Source organism: Cytobacillus sp. QJM3NY_8 (genome assembly GCF_056173585.1).
The window spans coordinates 795,552-813,643 of the sequence record NZ_CM149681.1 but is presented as its reverse complement, the minus strand read 5'-3'; the positions used below and the strand labels follow the sequence as shown (position 1 = coordinate 813,643).

The 18,092-nt window shown below is 44.4% G+C and carries 17 protein-coding genes; 5 read left to right on the top strand and 12 right to left on the bottom strand.

Annotated features, from left to right (window positions below):
* Window positions 1–226: 226 nt before the first annotated feature.
* From dnaB to AC0VZ9_RS04390, 4 genes are all read right to left on the bottom strand, one after another.
* Window positions 227–1,537: a replicative DNA helicase gene (gene dnaB, locus AC0VZ9_RS04405; RefSeq protein ID WP_475397051.1), complete on the bottom strand. Its 1,311-nt coding sequence runs from the start codon at window positions 1,535–1,537 to the stop codon at window positions 227–229.
* Entirely contained in the window at window positions 1,537–1,878 is a 342-nt protein-coding gene (locus AC0VZ9_RS04400; protein ID WP_033196444.1) for a hypothetical protein, read from the bottom strand. Before AC0VZ9_RS04400 ends, dnaB begins: the two co-directional genes overlap by 1 nt.
* On the bottom strand, window positions 1,871–2,623 hold the full coding sequence (locus AC0VZ9_RS04395; protein WP_475397050.1) for a conserved phage C-terminal domain-containing protein: 753 nt from the start codon (window positions 2,621–2,623) through the stop codon (window positions 1,871–1,873). Before AC0VZ9_RS04395 ends, AC0VZ9_RS04400 begins: the two co-directional genes overlap by 8 nt.
* Before the next feature lie 180 nt (window positions 2,624–2,803).
* Window positions 2,804–3,244, bottom strand: a complete 441-nt coding sequence (locus AC0VZ9_RS04390) for a GNAT family N-acetyltransferase (protein WP_019379425.1) — start codon at window positions 3,242–3,244, stop codon at window positions 2,804–2,806.
* Between the two features lie 297 nt (window positions 3,245–3,541).
* Between AC0VZ9_RS04390 and AC0VZ9_RS04385 the strand changes: the two genes are divergently transcribed.
* Window positions 3,542–5,509: a M6 family metalloprotease domain-containing protein gene (locus AC0VZ9_RS04385; RefSeq protein WP_475397049.1), complete on the top strand. Its 1,968-nt coding sequence runs from the start codon at window positions 3,542–3,544 to the stop codon at window positions 5,507–5,509.
* Window positions 5,510–5,583: 74 nt separating this feature from the next.
* Here AC0VZ9_RS04385 and AC0VZ9_RS04380 read toward each other — a convergent pair whose 3' ends face one another.
* The 8 genes from AC0VZ9_RS04380 to AC0VZ9_RS04345 form a co-directional block, all read right to left on the bottom strand.
* A complete protein-coding gene (locus tag AC0VZ9_RS04380; RefSeq protein ID WP_192908210.1) occupies window positions 5,584–6,084 on the bottom strand; it encodes a hypothetical protein in 501 nt (166 codons plus the stop codon).
* Window positions 6,081–6,707: a DUF5957 family protein gene (locus AC0VZ9_RS04375; RefSeq protein WP_251156644.1), complete on the bottom strand. Its 627-nt coding sequence runs from the start codon at window positions 6,705–6,707 to the stop codon at window positions 6,081–6,083. The genes AC0VZ9_RS04380 and AC0VZ9_RS04375 overlap by 4 nt, the downstream gene beginning before the upstream one ends.
* 641 nt (window positions 6,708–7,348) lie before the next feature.
* Window positions 7,349–8,038, bottom strand: a complete 690-nt coding sequence (locus tag AC0VZ9_RS04370) for a response regulator transcription factor (RefSeq protein WP_009335192.1) — start codon at window positions 8,036–8,038, stop codon at window positions 7,349–7,351.
* On the bottom strand, window positions 8,023–9,129 hold the full coding sequence (locus tag AC0VZ9_RS04365; RefSeq protein WP_192908208.1) for a sensor histidine kinase: 1,107 nt from the start codon (window positions 9,127–9,129) through the stop codon (window positions 8,023–8,025). Before AC0VZ9_RS04365 ends, AC0VZ9_RS04370 begins: the two co-directional genes overlap by 16 nt.
* 248 nt (window positions 9,130–9,377) lie before the next feature.
* On the bottom strand, window positions 9,378–9,578 hold the full coding sequence (locus tag AC0VZ9_RS04360; RefSeq protein WP_009335194.1) for a hypothetical protein: 201 nt from the start codon (window positions 9,576–9,578) through the stop codon (window positions 9,378–9,380).
* Window positions 9,575–9,775 carry a hypothetical protein gene (locus AC0VZ9_RS04355; protein WP_019379431.1) on the bottom strand — a complete coding sequence of 67 codons (201 nt, stop codon included), beginning with the start codon at window positions 9,773–9,775 and terminating at the stop codon, window positions 9,575–9,577. Before AC0VZ9_RS04355 ends, AC0VZ9_RS04360 begins: the two co-directional genes overlap by 4 nt.
* 280 nt (window positions 9,776–10,055) lie before the next feature.
* Entirely contained in the window at window positions 10,056–13,886 is a 3,831-nt protein-coding gene (locus tag AC0VZ9_RS04350) for a S8 family serine peptidase (RefSeq protein ID WP_009335195.1), read from the bottom strand.
* A gap of 341 nt (window positions 13,887–14,227) precedes the next feature.
* Window positions 14,228–14,449, bottom strand: a complete 222-nt coding sequence (locus tag AC0VZ9_RS04345; protein WP_019379434.1) for a hypothetical protein — start codon at window positions 14,447–14,449, stop codon at window positions 14,228–14,230.
* Between the two features lie 196 nt (window positions 14,450–14,645).
* Here AC0VZ9_RS04345 and AC0VZ9_RS04340 point away from each other — a divergent pair, with 196 nt between their 5' ends.
* From AC0VZ9_RS04340 to AC0VZ9_RS04325, 4 genes are all read left to right on the top strand, one after another.
* Window positions 14,646–14,831: a hypothetical protein gene (locus tag AC0VZ9_RS04340; RefSeq protein WP_071158071.1), complete on the top strand. Its 186-nt coding sequence runs from the start codon at window positions 14,646–14,648 to the stop codon at window positions 14,829–14,831.
* Window positions 14,832–14,855: 24 nt separating this feature from the next.
* Window positions 14,856–15,506: a pyridoxamine 5'-phosphate oxidase family protein gene (locus AC0VZ9_RS04335; protein ID WP_372675474.1), complete on the top strand. Its 651-nt coding sequence runs from the start codon at window positions 14,856–14,858 to the stop codon at window positions 15,504–15,506.
* Window positions 15,507–15,668: 162 nt separating this feature from the next.
* Window positions 15,669–17,231: a histidine kinase N-terminal 7TM domain-containing diguanylate cyclase gene (locus AC0VZ9_RS04330; protein ID WP_256815963.1), complete on the top strand. Its 1,563-nt coding sequence runs from the start codon at window positions 15,669–15,671 to the stop codon at window positions 17,229–17,231.
* A gap of 29 nt (window positions 17,232–17,260) precedes the next feature.
* Window positions 17,261–18,085: an MBL fold metallo-hydrolase gene (locus AC0VZ9_RS04325; RefSeq protein ID WP_251174062.1), complete on the top strand. Its 825-nt coding sequence runs from the start codon at window positions 17,261–17,263 to the stop codon at window positions 18,083–18,085.
* Window positions 18,086–18,092: the final 7 nt, after the last annotated feature.

Genomic DNA, 18,092 nt, shown 5'->3' with positions numbered 1-18,092 from the left:
TGATGCCGGTTTGCTTTATTTGAGGATACTTTTCAGCTCGATTAGTTCCGTTCATTATCAATTTTTCATTGCGAAGGGAACGATTTCACCCAATTCGTGCTCTCCATTTTTCCGCACAAGGGGTATGATTCCACCTCATTCGTGCCCCTCATCAACAACTTCCCCACCCAAAGGACGATTCCCTTATTCGTCCCGCTCACAACTCTCTTCCCTAAAAAGCAGCAGCTCACCCAAACTCCCCCGGCGGCAAATCCCCAAATTTCCCTATTTCCTTCATAAAAGCCAATCTTACTGTCCCAATCGGTCCATTCCGCTGTTTGGCGAGAATGATCTCAATTGTATCCTTGCGGTCGGATTCCTTATGGTAATAATCATCTCGGTACAAAAACGCAATCACATCCGCATCCTGCTCAATCTGCCCGCTTTCCCGCAAATCTGAAAGCATCGGCCGCTTGTCCTGCCTGCTTTCCACACCCCTGCTAAGCTGAGACAAGGCAATGACTGCTACATTCAAATCCCTTGCCATTGTCTTCAGCTTCCGGCTGATCTCGCTTATTTCCGCCTGGCGGTTCTGATGCCTGGGATCACCCGCAATCAGCTGCAGATAATCAATCACCACCAGTATCCGTTTACCCTCGCCGTACTTCCTGCGAGCTTTCCGGACCTTGGACCAGATGTACTGAATATCCATTCCCACCTGATCGAAAATATGCAGATTCACCTCGCCGAACGCTCCCATCACACCGGATAAATGAGCCCAGTCTCCATCATTAAAATACCGCTTCGGGTTCCTCATTTTAATCGAACTGATCTCCCCTTTGCAGCTGATCATCCTTTTCAGGAGCTGCTTTTTGGACATTTCCAGTGAAAATATAAGGGCCGCTTCCTGATCAGCCGCGTTCAAGGCCATATTCAGAGCAAAGGCTGTTTTCCCGACACTTGGCCTCGCTCCGACAATGACCAAATCAGACTCCTGAAACCCGCCGGTCAGCCTGTCCAGGTTCCTAAAACCAGACGGAATCCCAGTCATTTCGCCAAGATCCATTTCCGCCTCCCCGTAAAGCTCAACCAAAGCAGGCATGATCTCGCCCAAGTCATCATCCCCAAGATGATCCTCAACCTGCATGAGATCATGGATGCCATCCCTCAAAGTGGAGGCAATGTCACCATTCTGTGCATGTTCCTGAATCCGCCCCGCAATTTCTACCGCCTTGCGCTTCTGGTAATATTCAAGAACCGTGTCCTGATAAAATGTAAAGTTCGCCACAGTCGGCACACTTCCGGCAAGCTGGGTGATATAGCTGATTCCACCAATGCTCTCAAGATTGTGCTGGCCCGCTTCCTCCACAACCGAAATCACGTCAACAGGCTTCCCCTTCGCATCAAGCTGCAGAATAAGCGACATCAGCCGTTTTAGTCTGGCCAAATAAAAGTGTTCCGGCCGCAGCGTGCAATCTTTAATAAGCCCATCCTCCAAAAACAGCGCTCCCACTGTCGCCTCTTCTGCTTCCTGGCTGTAAAGCCCGTACCCCTGCATCAGACTTCCCCCCTGACTATGCCGAGAATCTGCCGCATTTTCGCCAGTTCAGCCTGAACCACTTCCTCGCTTGCCGGCTTCCAGGAAATCGGAACAATAAAGGCCGAATCCCTACAATCTGGAATCGCTCTCGAAACAGCCGCAGACTTTCGCATCAGATCCGAAATCTTCGGAGGATAAGGTGACACCTCCACATGCTGAAGCAAATTCTGCCGCAGGTCTTCAACCTCATGATGCCGCAGCACCTCATGCCAGTAATCAATTTTTTGCTGATTCACCTCAAACTGCTCGTAATAAACGGCAATCAGCGCAAGCAGCGTATACGTCTCCCGTTTAGTCATCAAGGTTAAAATCCTCCTCCCGCATCCGCTTACCAAGCGGCTTTTGATTCAGGTACGATTCAAAGCGGGTGCCAAACAGCGTCTCCGGTCTCAGGAACTTCCTCCAATACGGATCATGCAGCCATTCCTCCGACTTCAGGTCGATCACTTTTTTAAAATCCTCGAGCCTGAATCCCTCCAGCCACCGTGCCCGGATCAGCTTCTTCGTTTTCTTCGAGCCTGTCCGGTATGCTGAATGGGTTTGGCTGTTCAGGTATTCGATAACCGCAGCATAAGCAATATCTTTTTTCTCTGTTGCAGTCTCTGCAGTAGTCTCTGGTATTGGTTGTTCCGACCCGGCATCCTCCATAGGGCGTTCTGGCTGGCTCGACAGTTCCATCTGACTGGTTCCAGATGCCAGAAAGTACTCTTGGCAGCCCTCCACCTCAGCAGCAAGCTTCTCATAATCAATCGTGTACCATTTTGTCTTATCCATCTTTGAAAAATTAAAATTCCCCGATATCAAAAAGCCTTGATCTTCAAGCGAGCGAATCGTCCGCTTAATGGTTGTCTCAGACCAAAATGTCATTTGCTTTTTCCAATCTTTATATGTATTAAAAATCCAGGTTCGTTCTTCTATTACATGCTTGCTGTTCAACAGCCAATAATGGATCTGCTGAAGCATCACAGCTTCATTGAAACCAATCTTTTCTGCCAGAGAAGGCAGAATCATAATTGGATTCTCCTTCACCAAAAGTTTGCTCATCTTAACCCCTCCACCCGTTTTTTGTTTTTGCACCGTCCGCAAATTCTTTTTGGAATTACGATTAGATCACACTTATAAAATCGAAATTAACCATTAAAAAAGGCAGGGTTTATAAATATTTTTAATTAATTATGAAGATTTCGTGAACAAACAAATAAAGGCTGCCCATTTTCGGCAGCCTCAAGTATGTAATCGTTTCTCCAGCACTATCTTATGCAATCCTTTTACATCCGTATAAGTTTCAATCACATCAAATCCATGCTTAATATTTAAAATCAGCATGCTTCGCCATTTGTTCATCGTCTTCGTCCTGACCACTTTATAGCCCTTTTCTTTTAGGTATCCGTGCTGCTTTTCCATCAGCATGGAAGCAATCCCACTTTTCCTGTAATTAGGGGCCACCCCGCCAAGCCAGCTATAAAACGTATCCTCATCAATGGCATACCCCATTTTATACCCGATCACCTTTTCTCCATCCATAGCCGTCAGCACCAGTAATTGGGGTTTGCTTTTCATTTTGCTCACCAAATCATCAGAATCACCGAATATGTTTTTATGAAGTTCTAAGATTCCATTTAATATGCCAGCATCTGGCATCGTGCAAAAGATAGTTATTTTCATTTGTGCCTCCAGCTTTTATCAATGATATATATATTTTTTCAACCAAATTCTCACCAGACCTTCTTTCTATGTAAAATTTCTCAAATTCTTCCCCGCTATTTTTTTAGGTTAGCAACTCTATTAACTAAAGAATACCCCTGCTTCCAGCAGGACCTTTTCGACAAATTTCGGGAGGTGACAAGCACCAATTTTAGGACTTCTCTATCATTTTGAATATTTTAAATATTTTATATTTTTAAAAACGAAATAAAATTGTATAATTTACCAGAATGCTAGAATTAAGGGAGGCGAATTAAGTTGAGGCAATTGAAAAGGTCTTTTATCATGCTAGTTACATTTCTTTTACTGACAGTCTCTTCTGCAGCATATGCAGAAAAGCCAGGTCTCGAAGACTTCCCGGATCCTGCAGATGCGCAGTCATGGGAACTTCCTGAAAATATGACCTGGGAAGATTACCGGCCAGTTCCGGGAATTGACTGGCGCACGGCTGATATTGAACCTGAAAGAGTATTAAGGGGAGCACTTGTTATTGTCGATTTTCCTGACAGGGAGTTTATTTTAAGTCAGCCTGAAGGTTCTGAAGTAGCAGGCAACCCCATTGGCACCGGCAATATCCCACGGGATGAAATCGGCCAGTTCTGGGTGGATTTCCTGAACAAACCGCAGCCATTGAATAATTACCGGACCATAAATGAATATTGGAGAGAAAATTCGTATGGCAAATGGGCTGTAGAACTGGATTCATTTGGAACTTATCGGATGGATCACAATGAATTCCAATACGGACTTAACGAGTTTGGACAGCAAGGCAATATGCCAGGAGAGTACGAAGCAAAAAATTTAAGAACTGAAGCTATGGAGAAGGCGAAAGCTGATATTGCAGCTTCAGGAAAGAATTATGATTTTACCTTCATCCTGCATGCCGGATATGATGAGTCAGGTGTCTGGCAGGAGTTTGGGGAAATGATGTTCCAAACCGCAGAGGATGTAGCAAAGGAATTCGGCCCGCCTTTTGAAGGGTTCCCTAATTCCGCCAATACACGCTATGTTCCCTGGACTTCATGGCTTGCTGCGAAAAGCATCTGGTCAAGTGCCAGCCGAGGGGTTTCGATCCAAGGCGAAAATGATGGAATGGGCACCTTCGCTCATGAATTTGGCCATATTATGAATTTAGGGGATAACTACAACAATCCATATGGAAAGCCTGTATCCCGCTCCTATTCCGGACCTTGGGAATTAATGAGCCGCGGAAGCTTTAATGGGCCTGCAGGGCCGCATACGCGCTGGATGGTACTCCCTACTCTAGGCGGGTCAGCGCCGTCCCATCATATGCTCCGGAACAAGATCAAGCAAGGCTTCTTATCGGAAGACCAATACCTGAACATCAGCCGGGAAGAATTGGCTGAATCCGGACCTGTGTTTGCGGATATCCTTGCACGTGCCGTACCCGCTGGTGAAGAATTTGGCCGTAGTGCCCTTCACGGCATTAACATCAGCATGGAGGATCTGACTCCGAAAAACTCGCTTGAGGACGACTGGCGTGCTGATATGCAGCGCGGGGAAAAATGGTATAACAACTATACTGTTGAAGTTGTTGACCGAGTAGGATTCGACTCTTTCACTCCAGATTCCGGCGTTCTTCTTGCAAAGACAAAAAATTCTGAATCAGCACCGAACATTTGGGTCATTGACTCGCATGCGGAAGATATTAACCAGGTTGACTTTAAACGTCCTGACGGAACAGAAGCCATGTATTCCAAAGGGGATTACAGGCAGCTTTCCGATTCCCTCTTTAAGGCAGGTACTGCAGATGGTGTTGTCAGCGAATATAAGGACGAGCATAACCGGCTTCACTTTTACATTTTAGATAAAAAGCTCGATAATCAAGGGGCACTCTCCTATCGAGTCGCTGTACGACATATGGATGACTCCGGCTCGTCTATGAGGGGAGTTGCTGCAGAGAACAGCAAAGTCCAATTTGCCGCTCCTGGCAGGGTTGCAGCCTATTATTTCAAGGTAACCAATACGGGCAATGCAGCGGATCTTATCCGCCTCAATGCAAAGACAGAAGCTGGATGGGAGCTCATGCTCGAGCATAATGTCATTGAAGTGCAAGCCGGCGAAACCGTGGAAGTTCCCGTTTACGTGAAAATTCCAAAAACCAAGCCTGTTCCGACAAACCTTACATTTACAAGTACATCTGAAACAGATCCCGCCAAAAAAGATACTGCTGCACGACGGGTTGGTCCAGGGGCAGGGAAATAATCTATGGGGGGACACTCTTTAGTGTCTCCATCTAAATGAAAAGGGACAGGCCCCGCCTGTCCCTTTTCATTTGCCTACTCACTATAACGCAATCTGCACTGATAAAATTTCAAAAACCCGACAAACACCATGATTGCCCCGAACGTGTTGCATGCAACCCTTATCCAATTGATCATCAGAAATTCACGCGCTGTCTGTTTCAGAAATTGAACTGAATGGACAGTCTGCCCCTCAATAAACATAATTTCGTTTCTCGGCCATTCAAACACCATGGATATGACACCTAGCAGAATCATGACAAGGATACTTCCCAGAACCCAGTTACGGGCAGCTTTCATTTTCCAAACCAGGAGTAGCGCCCCGGCTCCAGTGACCCAGCTTGCAAAACCGAGCGGCGGGAAAAAGGTATGGGGACTTGCGGCCTCCATAAAATCCATCGATACTTCAAACGATTTCGGGATGTTATGAAAGATATTCGGATAAACCATGAACACCTCCAATATAAAGGCACCCAGCATAATGAACGTGATCCATAAATACGCAGCCATAAAGAAAAATGTCAGTTTTTGTTTCATTCCTTTTCCTCCTCCATTTTGCGTCTCTTTTTTAACTGCCAAACCGGCAGAAGCACTGCGGAGCATGCAGCCAGATAGAACGGCAGAAATTTAATGCCCATTGGTTTATCGAATAAAATCAAGCCAAAAATCCCGATTAAATTGGACAAAATGACGCCCGCCGTTAATCCGCCGGCTGCACCTGCCAATGCCCAAATCAGCATCCCTTTGTTCTTTTCTTTTGAGTGGCCTGCCTCCCGATGCCCCTTCAAGACCTTCCAAACCGCTGCCGCGCCTGCCCCCAGCAGCAGAACCCCCGCAATCGGGTGAAAAGCACCCAGCCAGCCGACTCTCCAGCCCATGTTTGCCGTGAAATACATGGCAAACAGCAGCAGGAAAATGACCATGATCTCCTTATAGATCAGCGTGAAAAACCCTCCTGCCAGCGCAGTTATGATCATCAGCACTGGAATGGCATAGCCAAACATATGCACAAAAAGTTTATGGGCGGCCCACTTGGATGGATCCTCAAAAATCGACATGCCCGCCAGAAAAAATTGAATCAGCAGGCAGCCCAGATAAATCATACCCAGTCCTATATAACTATTTTCAGCCAATGTTCTTTTTGGCAATTTCTCCTTCATTTCGTTCCCTCCCCGCTCTTTTCTTGAATGTTGAACTTTATGAAACACTCATGGCGACCATTTTCAGCCCTACTCTTGATTTTTGGGCTTTATGATGCACTCATGGCGACCGTTTTCGGCCTTCTCATCGAATTTTCGGCTTCATGAAGCCTTCATGGCGACCCTTTTCAGCCCTACTCTCGATTTTTGGGCTTCATGATGCACTCATGGCGACCGTTTTCGGCCTTCTCATCGATTTTTCGGCTTCATGAAGCGTTCGTGGCGACCATTTTCAGCCCTACTCTCAATTTTTGGGCTTTATGATGCACTCATGGCGACCGTTTTTGGTCTTCTCCTCGAATTTTCGGCTTCATGAAGCGTTCATGGCGACCCTTTTCAGCCCTACTCTCGATTTTTGGGCTTCATGATGCACTCATGGCGACCGTTTTCGGCCTTCTCATCGATTTTTCGGCTTCATGAAGCCTCCATGGCGACCATTTTCGGCCTTCTTCTCGAATTTTCGGCTTCAAGAAGCTTCATGGCGACCAGATTTCCTTTACAAAACCTATTCTAAGCGAGGGTTCTAACATCACTCTTATCAATTTCTTACAAAAATATTAAATCCGGGAATATAAAAAGAACGCATAGAAATCTATACGCTCTTACCGCTTAAATCGATAACCCACACCCCAAACGGTTTCAATATAATCAGGATCGGACGGGTCTTTTTCAATTTTCTCCCTCAGTCTTCTGATATGAACTGTAACGGTTGTCACATCCCCATAGAAATCAAATCCCCACACCTGCTCCAGCAGATGCTCTTTGCTGAAAACCTGGTTCGGTGATGAAGCCATAAACAGCAGCAGGTCAAACTCTTTGGCCGTAAGCACTTTTTCCTGGCTGTTCACAAAAACTTTCCGGGTCACCGGCTGAATATGCAAACCCCTGATCCTCATGTCTTCTTCTTTGTTTTGTCCGCGGGAAACCAGCCGGTCAAACCTTGCTATGTGGGCCTTCACCCTGGCAATTAATTGATTGGGATTAAAGGGTTTTGCGATATAATCGTCCGCTCCGCGGCCCAATCCCCGAATCATATCAATTTCCTCATTCTTGGCCGTTACCATAATAATCGGGATCTCTGAAATCTCCCTGATTTGCCTGCAGATTTCATACCCGTCCATATCCGGAAGCATCAGATCCAATAGAACCAGCCGGTAGGAGCTCTGCTTTAATCGCTCCAGCCCTTCCTGTCCTGTTGCAGCAATGTCGGCTTCATAATGATTCAATTCGAGGTAATCCCGTTCCAGCTCGGCAATATTAAGCTCGTCTTCTATAATTAAGATTCTTTCCAATCGTTACCCCCCTTTTTTAACGTGAACCATATACTCAGTCCATGTCCGGTGCCTCCTCTTGCCCAAATGGTCCCCCCATGGCCTTCAATGATCTTTTTCACGATCGAAAGCCCCAGCCCGGTGCCTCCTGTAGCAGAGTTTCGGGATACATCTGTACGGTAAAAACGGTCAAATAAATAGGGCAGCTCGTCCTTTGAAACACCTGCTCCATTATCCCGAATTTCAACTATGACTTCCTCCGCTTTTGACGACAGCCTGAACATTAATTCTTTCTTTTCCTCATTCATGTATTTCAAGCTGTTTTGAACAATATTGGCAACGACGCGATTCAATTTCCCCCTGTCCGCATGCACCCGATAGGATTGATTCGGCTGACACTCAAGGCTTAGACTGACATTTTGTCCCGCAAGATTAAAACGCAGCTCCTCCAAATAATGATCAAAATAGGACACTAAATCCATCTCCCTCATATCATAAGGCACATTTGGCAAGTCAAGCTTAGAATATAATAAGAGCTCAGAGATTAAGGATTCCATTTCATCCGATGTCTTTTCAATCGTGCGGATATATCGATCCATTTTCTCTGGTGTATTGGCCACACCATCTGATATTCCTCTGATATAGCCTTTAATGCTCGTTAACGGCGTTTTTAAATCATGGGAGATGCTCGCAATCAATTCCTTCTGATTTTTTTCATATTGCATTTGTATGTCAGCGGCTTCCTTCAATCTCCCGCGCATGATATCAAATGCCATCGCCAATTCGTTCAGCTCATCCTTTTTCCCGGAAACCTCTATTTTTGTATCCAAATTTCCTCTGCTGATATCGTTAGCAGCTTCTTTCAGCCTGAGGAGCGGCTTAATAATGCTTTTTGAAACAAGGTATGTTAATAGCCCGTTTGTTAAGACCAGCACCCCAACTAACAAATAAATCCGAATTGACCGAAAAAAAATGAGATCCTCCTGATCCACCTCGCCTTTCACAGGATAAAACAATAGATATCCAATAATCATTTCCAGTACTAAAAATAAGACAACAGGAAGCAGAACCATCCCTATATTCGATAAAAGCAAACGTCTTTTTATGGACACTCTGTCACCCCAATTTTTTAAAAATTGACTATCGCTCCCAGCCAGGCACTCTTTATTCTTTACATCATAGTCCGGGAATAATAAGTGTAACCAAAGGTTCTAACCAAATCATTATGTAGTTATTACATTTTTCTTAACAAAAAGCTGATATAAAAAGATTGATGATCGGGCTGCTTTCAACTAAAAAAGTGTACAGATTTCTTTCTGCACACCAACATTCGGAAAGCCATTTTTCATTTAATTACCTTCTACCCATTCTTCTCTTCCATTTTCAAAAGGAGATGATCGATTTTTTCCTCCATACGCTTCAGTCTGTCGTTTCTTCTCTTGAAAATGAAAAATAAAATAACGAGAATCGCCGGAATCCTCAGTAAAAAGACAAAAGCCAACAGCTGAAATAAAATATCGCCAGCATTAAATCCAGCCTGAGCCAGAATTAAGAAATTCATGAAGATTCCCCTTTCTGAGATGCCATTGTTAAATTATATAAATGCCTGAGGGATACAACGAGAGCAAAAACAGCCAGAGCATTAGTCACGGAAAAGAATTCTATACCCGTTATCATGTTTCTAATCATCAATAATATGGCTATTACAGAAATGATGATGGCCGAGTAAAAATCAAACCTGCCGCTATTTTCTTTCAAAACTACTCCCCCTTTTATGATAGTTTACGATTTTACTGAAGGGAAAGTTTCATGGCCAGTTCTAAAAATGCCCGGCAAGCTGCAAAATCTTATTTACAAAACTACTATTTGGAGGATCGGGGACTCTATTTGCAGGTTCAACGTTTCTAATTGCAGGTTTCCCCATCCTATTCGCAAAAACAGTCGATCTATTTGCAGGCTGCCCCTTCCTATTTGCAAACCACTCCCCAAAAAGAAAACCCGGCTCCTCTGAAAGGAATCCGGGTTTCTCCAAACCTATTTATTTATCTTTCTTCCCATTCCCTTTCCCAGGCTTTGCCGGGCCATCAGGGGTTTCATGATTCTGGGGTGGCTGCTCGCCTTTTTTCAGCTTATACAGTTCGACTGTTTTGGTCGTTTTATTTCCTGCCAGGTCCTCAGCTTCGAAAGTAAAGACATTTAAGCCTTCTTTCAATGAGAGTTTAATGTTATTGAATTCTTTTTCAATTCCCCTCATTGCATACGGTTCCTGGAATTCCTGGTAGAAAAGCTCGCTGCCGTCCTGGTAGAAGCGAAGCTGGTCAAAGTTATCTGTCACGGTGATATTGATGACAGGGTCTTTTTTGTTGTGCTTAATGTACTTGCTTGAAGGAAGTCCATCGATTTCGACAGTTGGGCCAGTCGCATCGACGATGATTGTGCGCTTGAAGGAAATCGCATTATTCGCAGTATCCACCGCTTTCACTTCCAGGCTGTGAACGCCATCTTCAAACGTCATCGTTGTTTCAAATTCATATTCCCCTTTTGCTTCATTGTAAGTAGTCTCAATAGGGGTTCCGGCAATGGTGAATTCCTTCATGCCAGACTCTTCTTTGATCGTGCCGCTGACATTCAGTTCATTTGTGTTGTACACTTCAAGCGCTTCAGGCTCTACGAGGTACACGTATGGAACTGTCTTGTCATTGCTCACTTCGCCTATTTCCACAGTTGCTTCTGAAGAGTTTCCGGCAAAGTCATAGGCTACAACCTTAACATTTGTGCCAGCTTCTAATTCTTCCGGAAGTGTAAATTCTTCTGTATCGCCGCTTAGCGCTTCATCCAGAATAGACTCTTCATCTACGAAAATATCAATATACGAAATGCCCGAACCTTCAGGGTTATCAGCAGCTTCCAGCTTTAAGGCTGTGTTTCCTTTGATAAGTTCAGCCTGAACACTTGGGGCTGCCGTGTCCACTTTCACAGGGATTTTCACGGACTGCCATTCAGCCCCTGCATAGTCGATAACAGATTTGATCTCAAAATAGTACTGTCCATCCTGTGCAAGCTGATTGCTGATTTTTCCATCCCAGCCCCAATTCGGGTTAAGCGTATAGTTCGGACCAAGTCCTCCATCGTAATAATGCTTGCGAAGACTGTTTTCCGTGCGAAGCTTTCTTAGTGTTTTTCCATCTTCATCTGTAATCGCGAATTCTATCTGTTTAGCATTTCTCAGGAATGAAAGAACCGGGATCAATTGATCCTGAACTTTGTCTCCGTTCGGAGAAATGGCAATCGCGTCACCGCTGAATGTGTCATTTACCGGATCATATCCTAAATAAGAATAGCCCTCGGCCGTTTCAGAAACAGCTCCTGCCATTCCGTAGAATGAACTGTCATCATATTTCATGCCGTCAAGGATCGGAGCTTTATCCCAATCACCCTTGAAGCCTACATAAGGAACCGTTAATTGCGGGTTCACATCAGAAGAATCTGTCAAAGTGACATACCCTTCAACAAAGTATCCGTTCGGGAATATCTCTTCAATATCTACAGGTGTTTCAAAGTTACCTGTTATCGAAGGATCTACCACTTTTGCATTGCTGACATCCACACTTACTTTAAAGCTTACAGATCCATTCGCAGGAACGGTTACCTCTGCTGCATCCTGGCCATCCACTTTTACAGAAGCATCTAAAATCTTCTGAGCTTCAAGCTCATCTGCTGCCCAGCCCATCTCTCCATAGGCTGCAAAATCAGTCTGCAGATTTGCTGCCACATCATAATCCACATCTTCATCACTGAAGTTTTGTGCTTTTAACGTGAATTCAAACGTATTGCCAACCTCTTTTAAAGCCACTTTCCCTTCATTCGTTGAAGCCTCCGTTACGATAACAGGAGAAGATAATGCCGAATGAAGCTGCATGATGCCGGAACCCTGGCGGCGTGGAGAATAAGGGATATTCCATTCAAATGCACTGTTTACGGTTCCTTTATCCATGACCGGCGCCGCTGTATTCATCATCAGGTTCTTCGCAACGTTAACACGGTCAAAGCCGGTTACGCCAAATTCTGTATCCACTCGCTCAAGAACAAGTGCCGCACCCCCGGAAACATGAGGAGCTGCCATGGATGTACCGCTCATCATTCCGTACTGGTTATTCTCAAGAGTTGAGTAAATTTGTCCGCCCGGAGCTGTAATTTCAGGCTTAAAGTCCAGGTTAGGCGTTAATCCCCAAGAAGTGAAGGCGCTCATTTTGCCTGCTTCAGGGTTTGCTGATTTTGTCTTTTCCCCGTTAAAAGAAAGCGTGACTGTCTGGCCACCCTGTATCGCTGCTGCCAGCTTGTCTCCGTCTGTCTTCAGCATGAACAGCTGCGGGATTGTAATGGACGGATCACTCGCCATGTTGACATATCCGTCAGCATTATTGTAAATTATGACCCCAAGGGCTCCAGCTGCCTGGGCATTAATGGCTTTATCAACAAATGCCAATTCCCCCCGCTGAATTAATGCATATTTTCCAGCAACACCGGACAGCTCTTCAGGCTTGCCCAATCCGCCGTAGGCCACTTCAAATGTTTTCGTCTCAACATCGTTCGGGTGTACATTTCCAGCTGACAAGAATGCAGCTTTTCCAGACTCTTCACCGAATTGGTAGTTGACTGCATCCAGATCCATGAAAGTATTCTCAATGGACGCTACCTGAAGAGAATCATAGGAAACACCAGGTGATCCGGAAACACCGATATCCGGGTTTTCACTGCTTGGATTTGCAAAACCATTTCCAAAGTGAGCAGAGTTCCCTGCAGAAATAGACATTAAAATACCATTTTCCACAGCTCTGGCAATTGCTTTTTGCTCAGCTGATTCAGGGCTGACAAACCCGGCTGTAGAACCAAGGCTCATGTTCAGCACGTCTGCACCAAGGATAATCGCATCATCAATCGCCTTTACATAAATATCACTGTATGTAGAAGGCATATTCGGATCATTTCCGAATACTTTAAGCGCAAGGATCTGGGCTTCAGGAGCTACCCCTTTAATGCCTCCATTCTCCTCATCGCCATTCGCTCCGACAGTACCGGCAACGTGCATTCCATGCATAGAGGCATCCGGGCCGATATCGCCGATGGTGTCATTTTCATCCATATAGTTGTATCCATATGGCACTTTTTCAGAATAATATTTCCCAAGAAGGCCATTGTCTTTCTTAAATTTGGAGATTTCAGCCTTCGTTAATTCCTTTTCCGTTTCCTCTGCTAATACCATGTCGCGATGGGAAGGATCCATACCGGTATCGATGACACCGACTACCATTCCTTCACCTTTAAAGCCGTAATCACGCCATGCTTCCTGAGCTTGTACGAGCTCTTTGCTGTAAAGCATATCCGGCTTTTCCTGTGGCTTTTCGTACTCGTTCACCACTTGTACTTCGGCCACTTCCGGCATTTCTTTTACAAGCTCAATGTCTCCATACATCATCTCAGCACTGAAACCATTTACTATTGTAGTAAAGCTTTCACGCTCAATCATCTTAACTTTATTCTTTTTAGCGCGATCCTTTACCTTCTGCTGTTCAGACAGCTTTTCAGTTTTCAGCTTCTGCTTCGTTGCTTCCGGAAGTTCTTTATACTTCTTTTTCTGCTTTTGGGCATAAAGGACAGACGGCTCTGTCTTCATCTCCACTATGACCCTGACTATATCTGTTTTGCTGTACTGCTTGTCCAATTCACTTTTCTTTATTTCCTGGATGGTCTTGCGGTTTTCTTCTCCCTTGGTGCTCGGTGACTTTTCGGGTAAAACGGCCCCTGACACCGAACTGGAGAACATTAGCATGAACATTAATAAGGCCACTGCTGATCTTTTAAACCTCATCCCCTACCTCCTAGTTATATTATTCAGAATTTTTCTAATACACTATAAAGGTATCAAATCCAAATTTTTCATATAAGGATCAAAAGACCTAATTAACACTTCGACCAACGGTGAAAAAGTCCTATTTTTAACGAAAAATGCTGTTGAAAAATTTCATATTTTAACAGAATATGAGATTTAACGGGACAGGTGAACAGGTTCTTTGTCCCACTAAAGGATCCAGTCATGAACAAAGAAAAAAAGGCATAACCAGACAGCAGCCCTGCCTGACCATACCTCAACCAGATTGATTCTAGTTCCGATATTCCGTTTCAATATCCGGTTTCGTCTGGCGGTCTTTGTCAGCTTTCAAAGGCATACAATATAATCTCAATCCCGCTATGTGTCTTACACCAATCATAAACGACCAGTACGCTCTTATCTGTCCTGTTTTCCACTTCAGCCTTAAATCCGTTTTTAATCTCCTCGATAATGATTCTCTTATCCTCATACTTTCCTGAGATTACTTGCCTTCGATCATCATAAACAATTGCATAGTCTAATAACTTGTTAGAAATATTCATTTACTCCCTCCTTTAAATATGGATATTTATGTTAAAATATAGTTTACAGCCTTTCTTTATTCTTTAATTCATCCAGAATCTCATGATTTAATTTTGTGATATATTCCTGCTCTTTCTTCATTTCATGCTGCCTATAGGCAACGAATATGAAAAAACGCACACACAGAATTTTATAAAATTGAAGGCGGTAGATATTTTGAATAAATCGCAGCGATTTTTATTAACCCTATTAGCCATCATTTTGAGCTTTGCCCTATTTGTTGTTGGAATACTATTTGCTGAAAAAGTGCCTTTCCTGACTGTGCTGGGGATATTGGGGCTTAGCGGGGTTTATTACTTTGTTTTCCGTATTGTCAAAAGATCACCTAAGACAGACCACTAAGGATACTTATTCCAATAGAAAAAGGTGAAATTTATGAGGTCAAAATATACAGATATTATCACTACCAAGGAAGAATTCGAATCTTTTCGGGAAGAAATCGGCCAGCCCAGTGCGCGTGCCGCCAGCAAAGTCATTACTTTCATCGATGAGCATTGCAGTGATTTTATTTCCAAATCCCCCTTTTTAACCTTGTCCACTTCAGATTCTGACGGAAAATGTGATGTTTCTCCGAGGGGGGATTCCCCCGGATTTGTGACGGTTCTTGACGAGCAGCATCTTTTTATTCCGGAACGGCCGGGCAATCGAAGAATGGATTCCGCTCATAATATCATTGGAAATCCCAATATTGGACTCCTTTTTCTCATACCCGGGCTTGGAGAAACGCTAAGAATAAATGGCAAAGCTTATATTTGCCGTGACCCTGAGCTCTTAGAGAAGAGCAAGGTTAAAGGCCGAGCTCCTTTATTTGGAATTTTAGTAGAGGCAGAGGAATGCTTTATCCATTGTGCGAAAGCATTGATCCGATCGGGATTATGGAACGGAGAATCATGGCCCGCGAAAGAAGCCCTTCCTTCTGCCCCTGCAATGCTGGCAGCTCATGCAAAATTGCCGAATGATACATCCGAACAAGTGGCGAAGGACCTCAAGGATAGCTATAAAAATAGATTATATTAAGGCAGCCTCCAGAAAAGAGCGGCTGTCCTGGCACTTGGCGCTGCTGCTGCAATGAAATGACCTTTCCGGAAACGCAATGAGCCCTATATCTAATAAAGCTAGTTTTATAGAAAAAGGAATTATATAATAGGGGAAAAATATTTTCATTTGGAGAAAACTCATATGGGGCACGAATTATGGATGTACATCCTCATTCTCACTTTTTCAGGGACACTCAGCTTATCGCTTTGTCTCTTTGCACATTTTAAACTAAGGAATGCACCGGGTGCCGGACCTTATAAGATCTTAACACTGCTGTCCGCAATTTTTGCCTTTTCTTATGCATTCGAACTGTCGGGCTCCACTTTAGCAGAAATTCAATTCTGGCTGGGCATTGAATATTTGTTCATGCCATTCATTCCTGTTTTCACTTTATTGATGTGTCTGGAATATGCCGGACACAAGCTGGGCAAGCGCCTATATTTTTCCCTGTTCATCATCCCGATTTTAACCATCTTTATGCATCATACCAATAAGCTTCATCATTTCTACTACTCAGCAGTCAGGCTGAGAGAGGATACGCCATTTCCCGTATTGGATCTGGAATATGGATTCTGGTTTTACGTGCACGCCATTTTCCTTTTCATGTGCCTGATGTTCAGTATGATCATCCTGCTTCTGCGCTTAAGAAGATCCTTCTGGCGTTTCCGAATGCAAATCCTTTTGATGACCGCCGGACTGGCTGTTCCGATTGTCGCCAATCATTATTATCTGAATAACCTGAGTCCCTACGGCATTGATTTAGGCCCTGTATCCATGAGTATTTCCTTCATCCTGCATGGCATAGCGCTCTTCTCATTCCAGATGTTCAATCTCGCTCCAATAGCAAGGGACACGGTTTTTGAAAGCATGAAGGAGGGTGTCATCGTTCTCAATCAGAACGGGGCAATCGTGGATTATAACCAGGCGATGCTGCCTGTTATGCCTGATCTGAAGCAATCTGCCATCGGCAAGCATATTCATGATGTTCTGCATGGAAACAGCACGCTTAGAAAAGTTATCTGTTCTGGAAAGAATGGGGATTATGTATGGGAAAATGAGGGGGAGCAGGTCCATTTCCAAGTACAATTTTCACCCGTCTATTCCCTGAACAAAGACCCCATTGGACGAATTATCTCATTGGCTGATGTAACTGAAAAAGTAAATATGCAGAAAACCCTTAAACGTTTGGCCAGCGTTGACAGCTTAACCCAGATTTATAATCGGGCCTATTTTTTAAGTGAGATGGAAAGCTCCCTGAGCACCCTATCTCCAGGTTCGGATGTTTCACTTATTATGTTTGATATTGACCACTTTAAACATGTCAATGATACATATGGCCACGAAGCTGGCGATCTCGTGCTGGTTCAGATTGCAGGCCTCGTGAAAAACAGCCTTCGAAAAAGGGATATCATCGGGAGATATGGCGGAGAAGAATTCATGATTTATTTGCCTGACACGCCTGCACACGATGCACACCTGCTGATCGAAGCGATCCGCCTGGACATTGCCGGGAGCCCGATCATTGTGGATGATAACAGAATTTCCATCACCTCAAGCTTCGGCCTGTCACATACAAACGTCTCAGCGGATAATCTGGATAATCCATCCAAAACCCTATTGAAGCACGCCGATCTCGCACTTTATGATGCAAAAAGGAATGGCAGAAACAATGTACAGCGTTACGGCGAAATACTTCATGCATGACCCTGATATCAGGAAAGGAGCTGAATGTTTTGTTTGTTAAGAAAAAGGCATCCACGGGAGAGAAACACGGTGTTTCCTACCTGAATGGCCAAATTAAGTTTCAGGGTGTTTCCTTAAATGTCTATAGCTATTTAACGGATGGAATCTTAATTGACACTGGCGCCCAGTCCTTACATACATTTTTCCAGCCATTTATGGATGAAGGCGATTTTGACCAGGTCATGATCACCCATTTTCATGAAGATCATACAGGCTGCGCGGCATATGCTGAAAAAACAAAGAAACTGCCTATCTTTTTAAACGAAAAATCTATCATTTCCTGTGCTAAAAGGGCCGATTACCCTTTATACAGGCAGCTCTTTTGGGGAAGAAGAAAGCCATTCAATGCCCAGGCCATGCCTGACTCATTTTCATCCCGTAAAGCACAATGGGATGTCATCGACACCCCCGGCCACGCTTCCGATCATAAAGCCTTCTTAAACAGGGAAACAGGCCAGCTGTTTACTGGCGATTTATTCGTCAGCGAAAAGACCAAGGTCGTTTTAGCGGAAGAAAGCATACCGGAAATTATCCGATCACTTGAACGCGTTCTCACTTACGACTTTGAAGATGTATTCTGCAGCCATGCAGGCTATGTAGAAGATGGACGCGCAGCACTCAAGCGAAAGCGGGATTATCTGTTATCTATCCAGGATGACGTATTCGCTCTGCACAAAGAAGGGAATTCAGCCGACGCGATTCAGCAAAAGCTTTTTCCGAAAAGATATCCGATCGTCAAGTTTTCAGGCGGGGAATGGGATTCACGGCATATTGTCACATCAATACTGGAGGAAAGCAGCACACGCACACCGTAAGTGAACT

Bases quoted from the DNA above. Each gene is read 5' to 3' on its own strand.
- dnaB (WP_475397051.1), bottom strand. From the start codon at position 1,537: ATGCAGGGGTACGGGCTTTACAGCCAGGAAGCAGAAGAGGCGACAGTG.
- AC0VZ9_RS04400 (WP_033196444.1), bottom strand. From the start codon at position 1,878: ATGACTAAACGGGAGACGTATACGCTGCTTGCGCTGATTGCCGTTTAT.
- AC0VZ9_RS04395 (WP_475397050.1), bottom strand. From the start codon at position 2,623: ATGAGCAAACTTTTGGTGAAGGAGAATCCAATTATGATTCTGCCTTCT.
- AC0VZ9_RS04390 (WP_019379425.1), bottom strand. From the start codon at position 3,244: ATGAAAATAACTATCTTTTGCACGATGCCAGATGCTGGCATATTAAAT.
- AC0VZ9_RS04380 (WP_192908210.1), bottom strand. From the start codon at position 6,084: ATGAAACAAAAACTGACATTTTTCTTTATGGCTGCGTATTTATGGATC.
- AC0VZ9_RS04375 (WP_251156644.1), bottom strand. From the start codon at position 6,707: ATGAAGGAGAAATTGCCAAAAAGAACATTGGCTGAAAATAGTTATATA.
- AC0VZ9_RS04360 (WP_009335194.1), bottom strand. From the start codon at position 9,578: ATGAATTTCTTAATTCTGGCTCAGGCTGGATTTAATGCTGGCGATATT.
- AC0VZ9_RS04350 (WP_009335195.1), bottom strand. From the start codon at position 13,886: ATGAGGTTTAAAAGATCAGCAGTGGCCTTATTAATGTTCATGCTAATG.
- AC0VZ9_RS04345 (WP_019379434.1), bottom strand. From the start codon at position 14,449: ATGAATATTTCTAACAAGTTATTAGACTATGCAATTGTTTATGATGAT.
- AC0VZ9_RS04330 (WP_256815963.1), top strand. From the start codon at position 15,669: ATGGGGCACGAATTATGGATGTACATCCTCATTCTCACTTTTTCAGGG.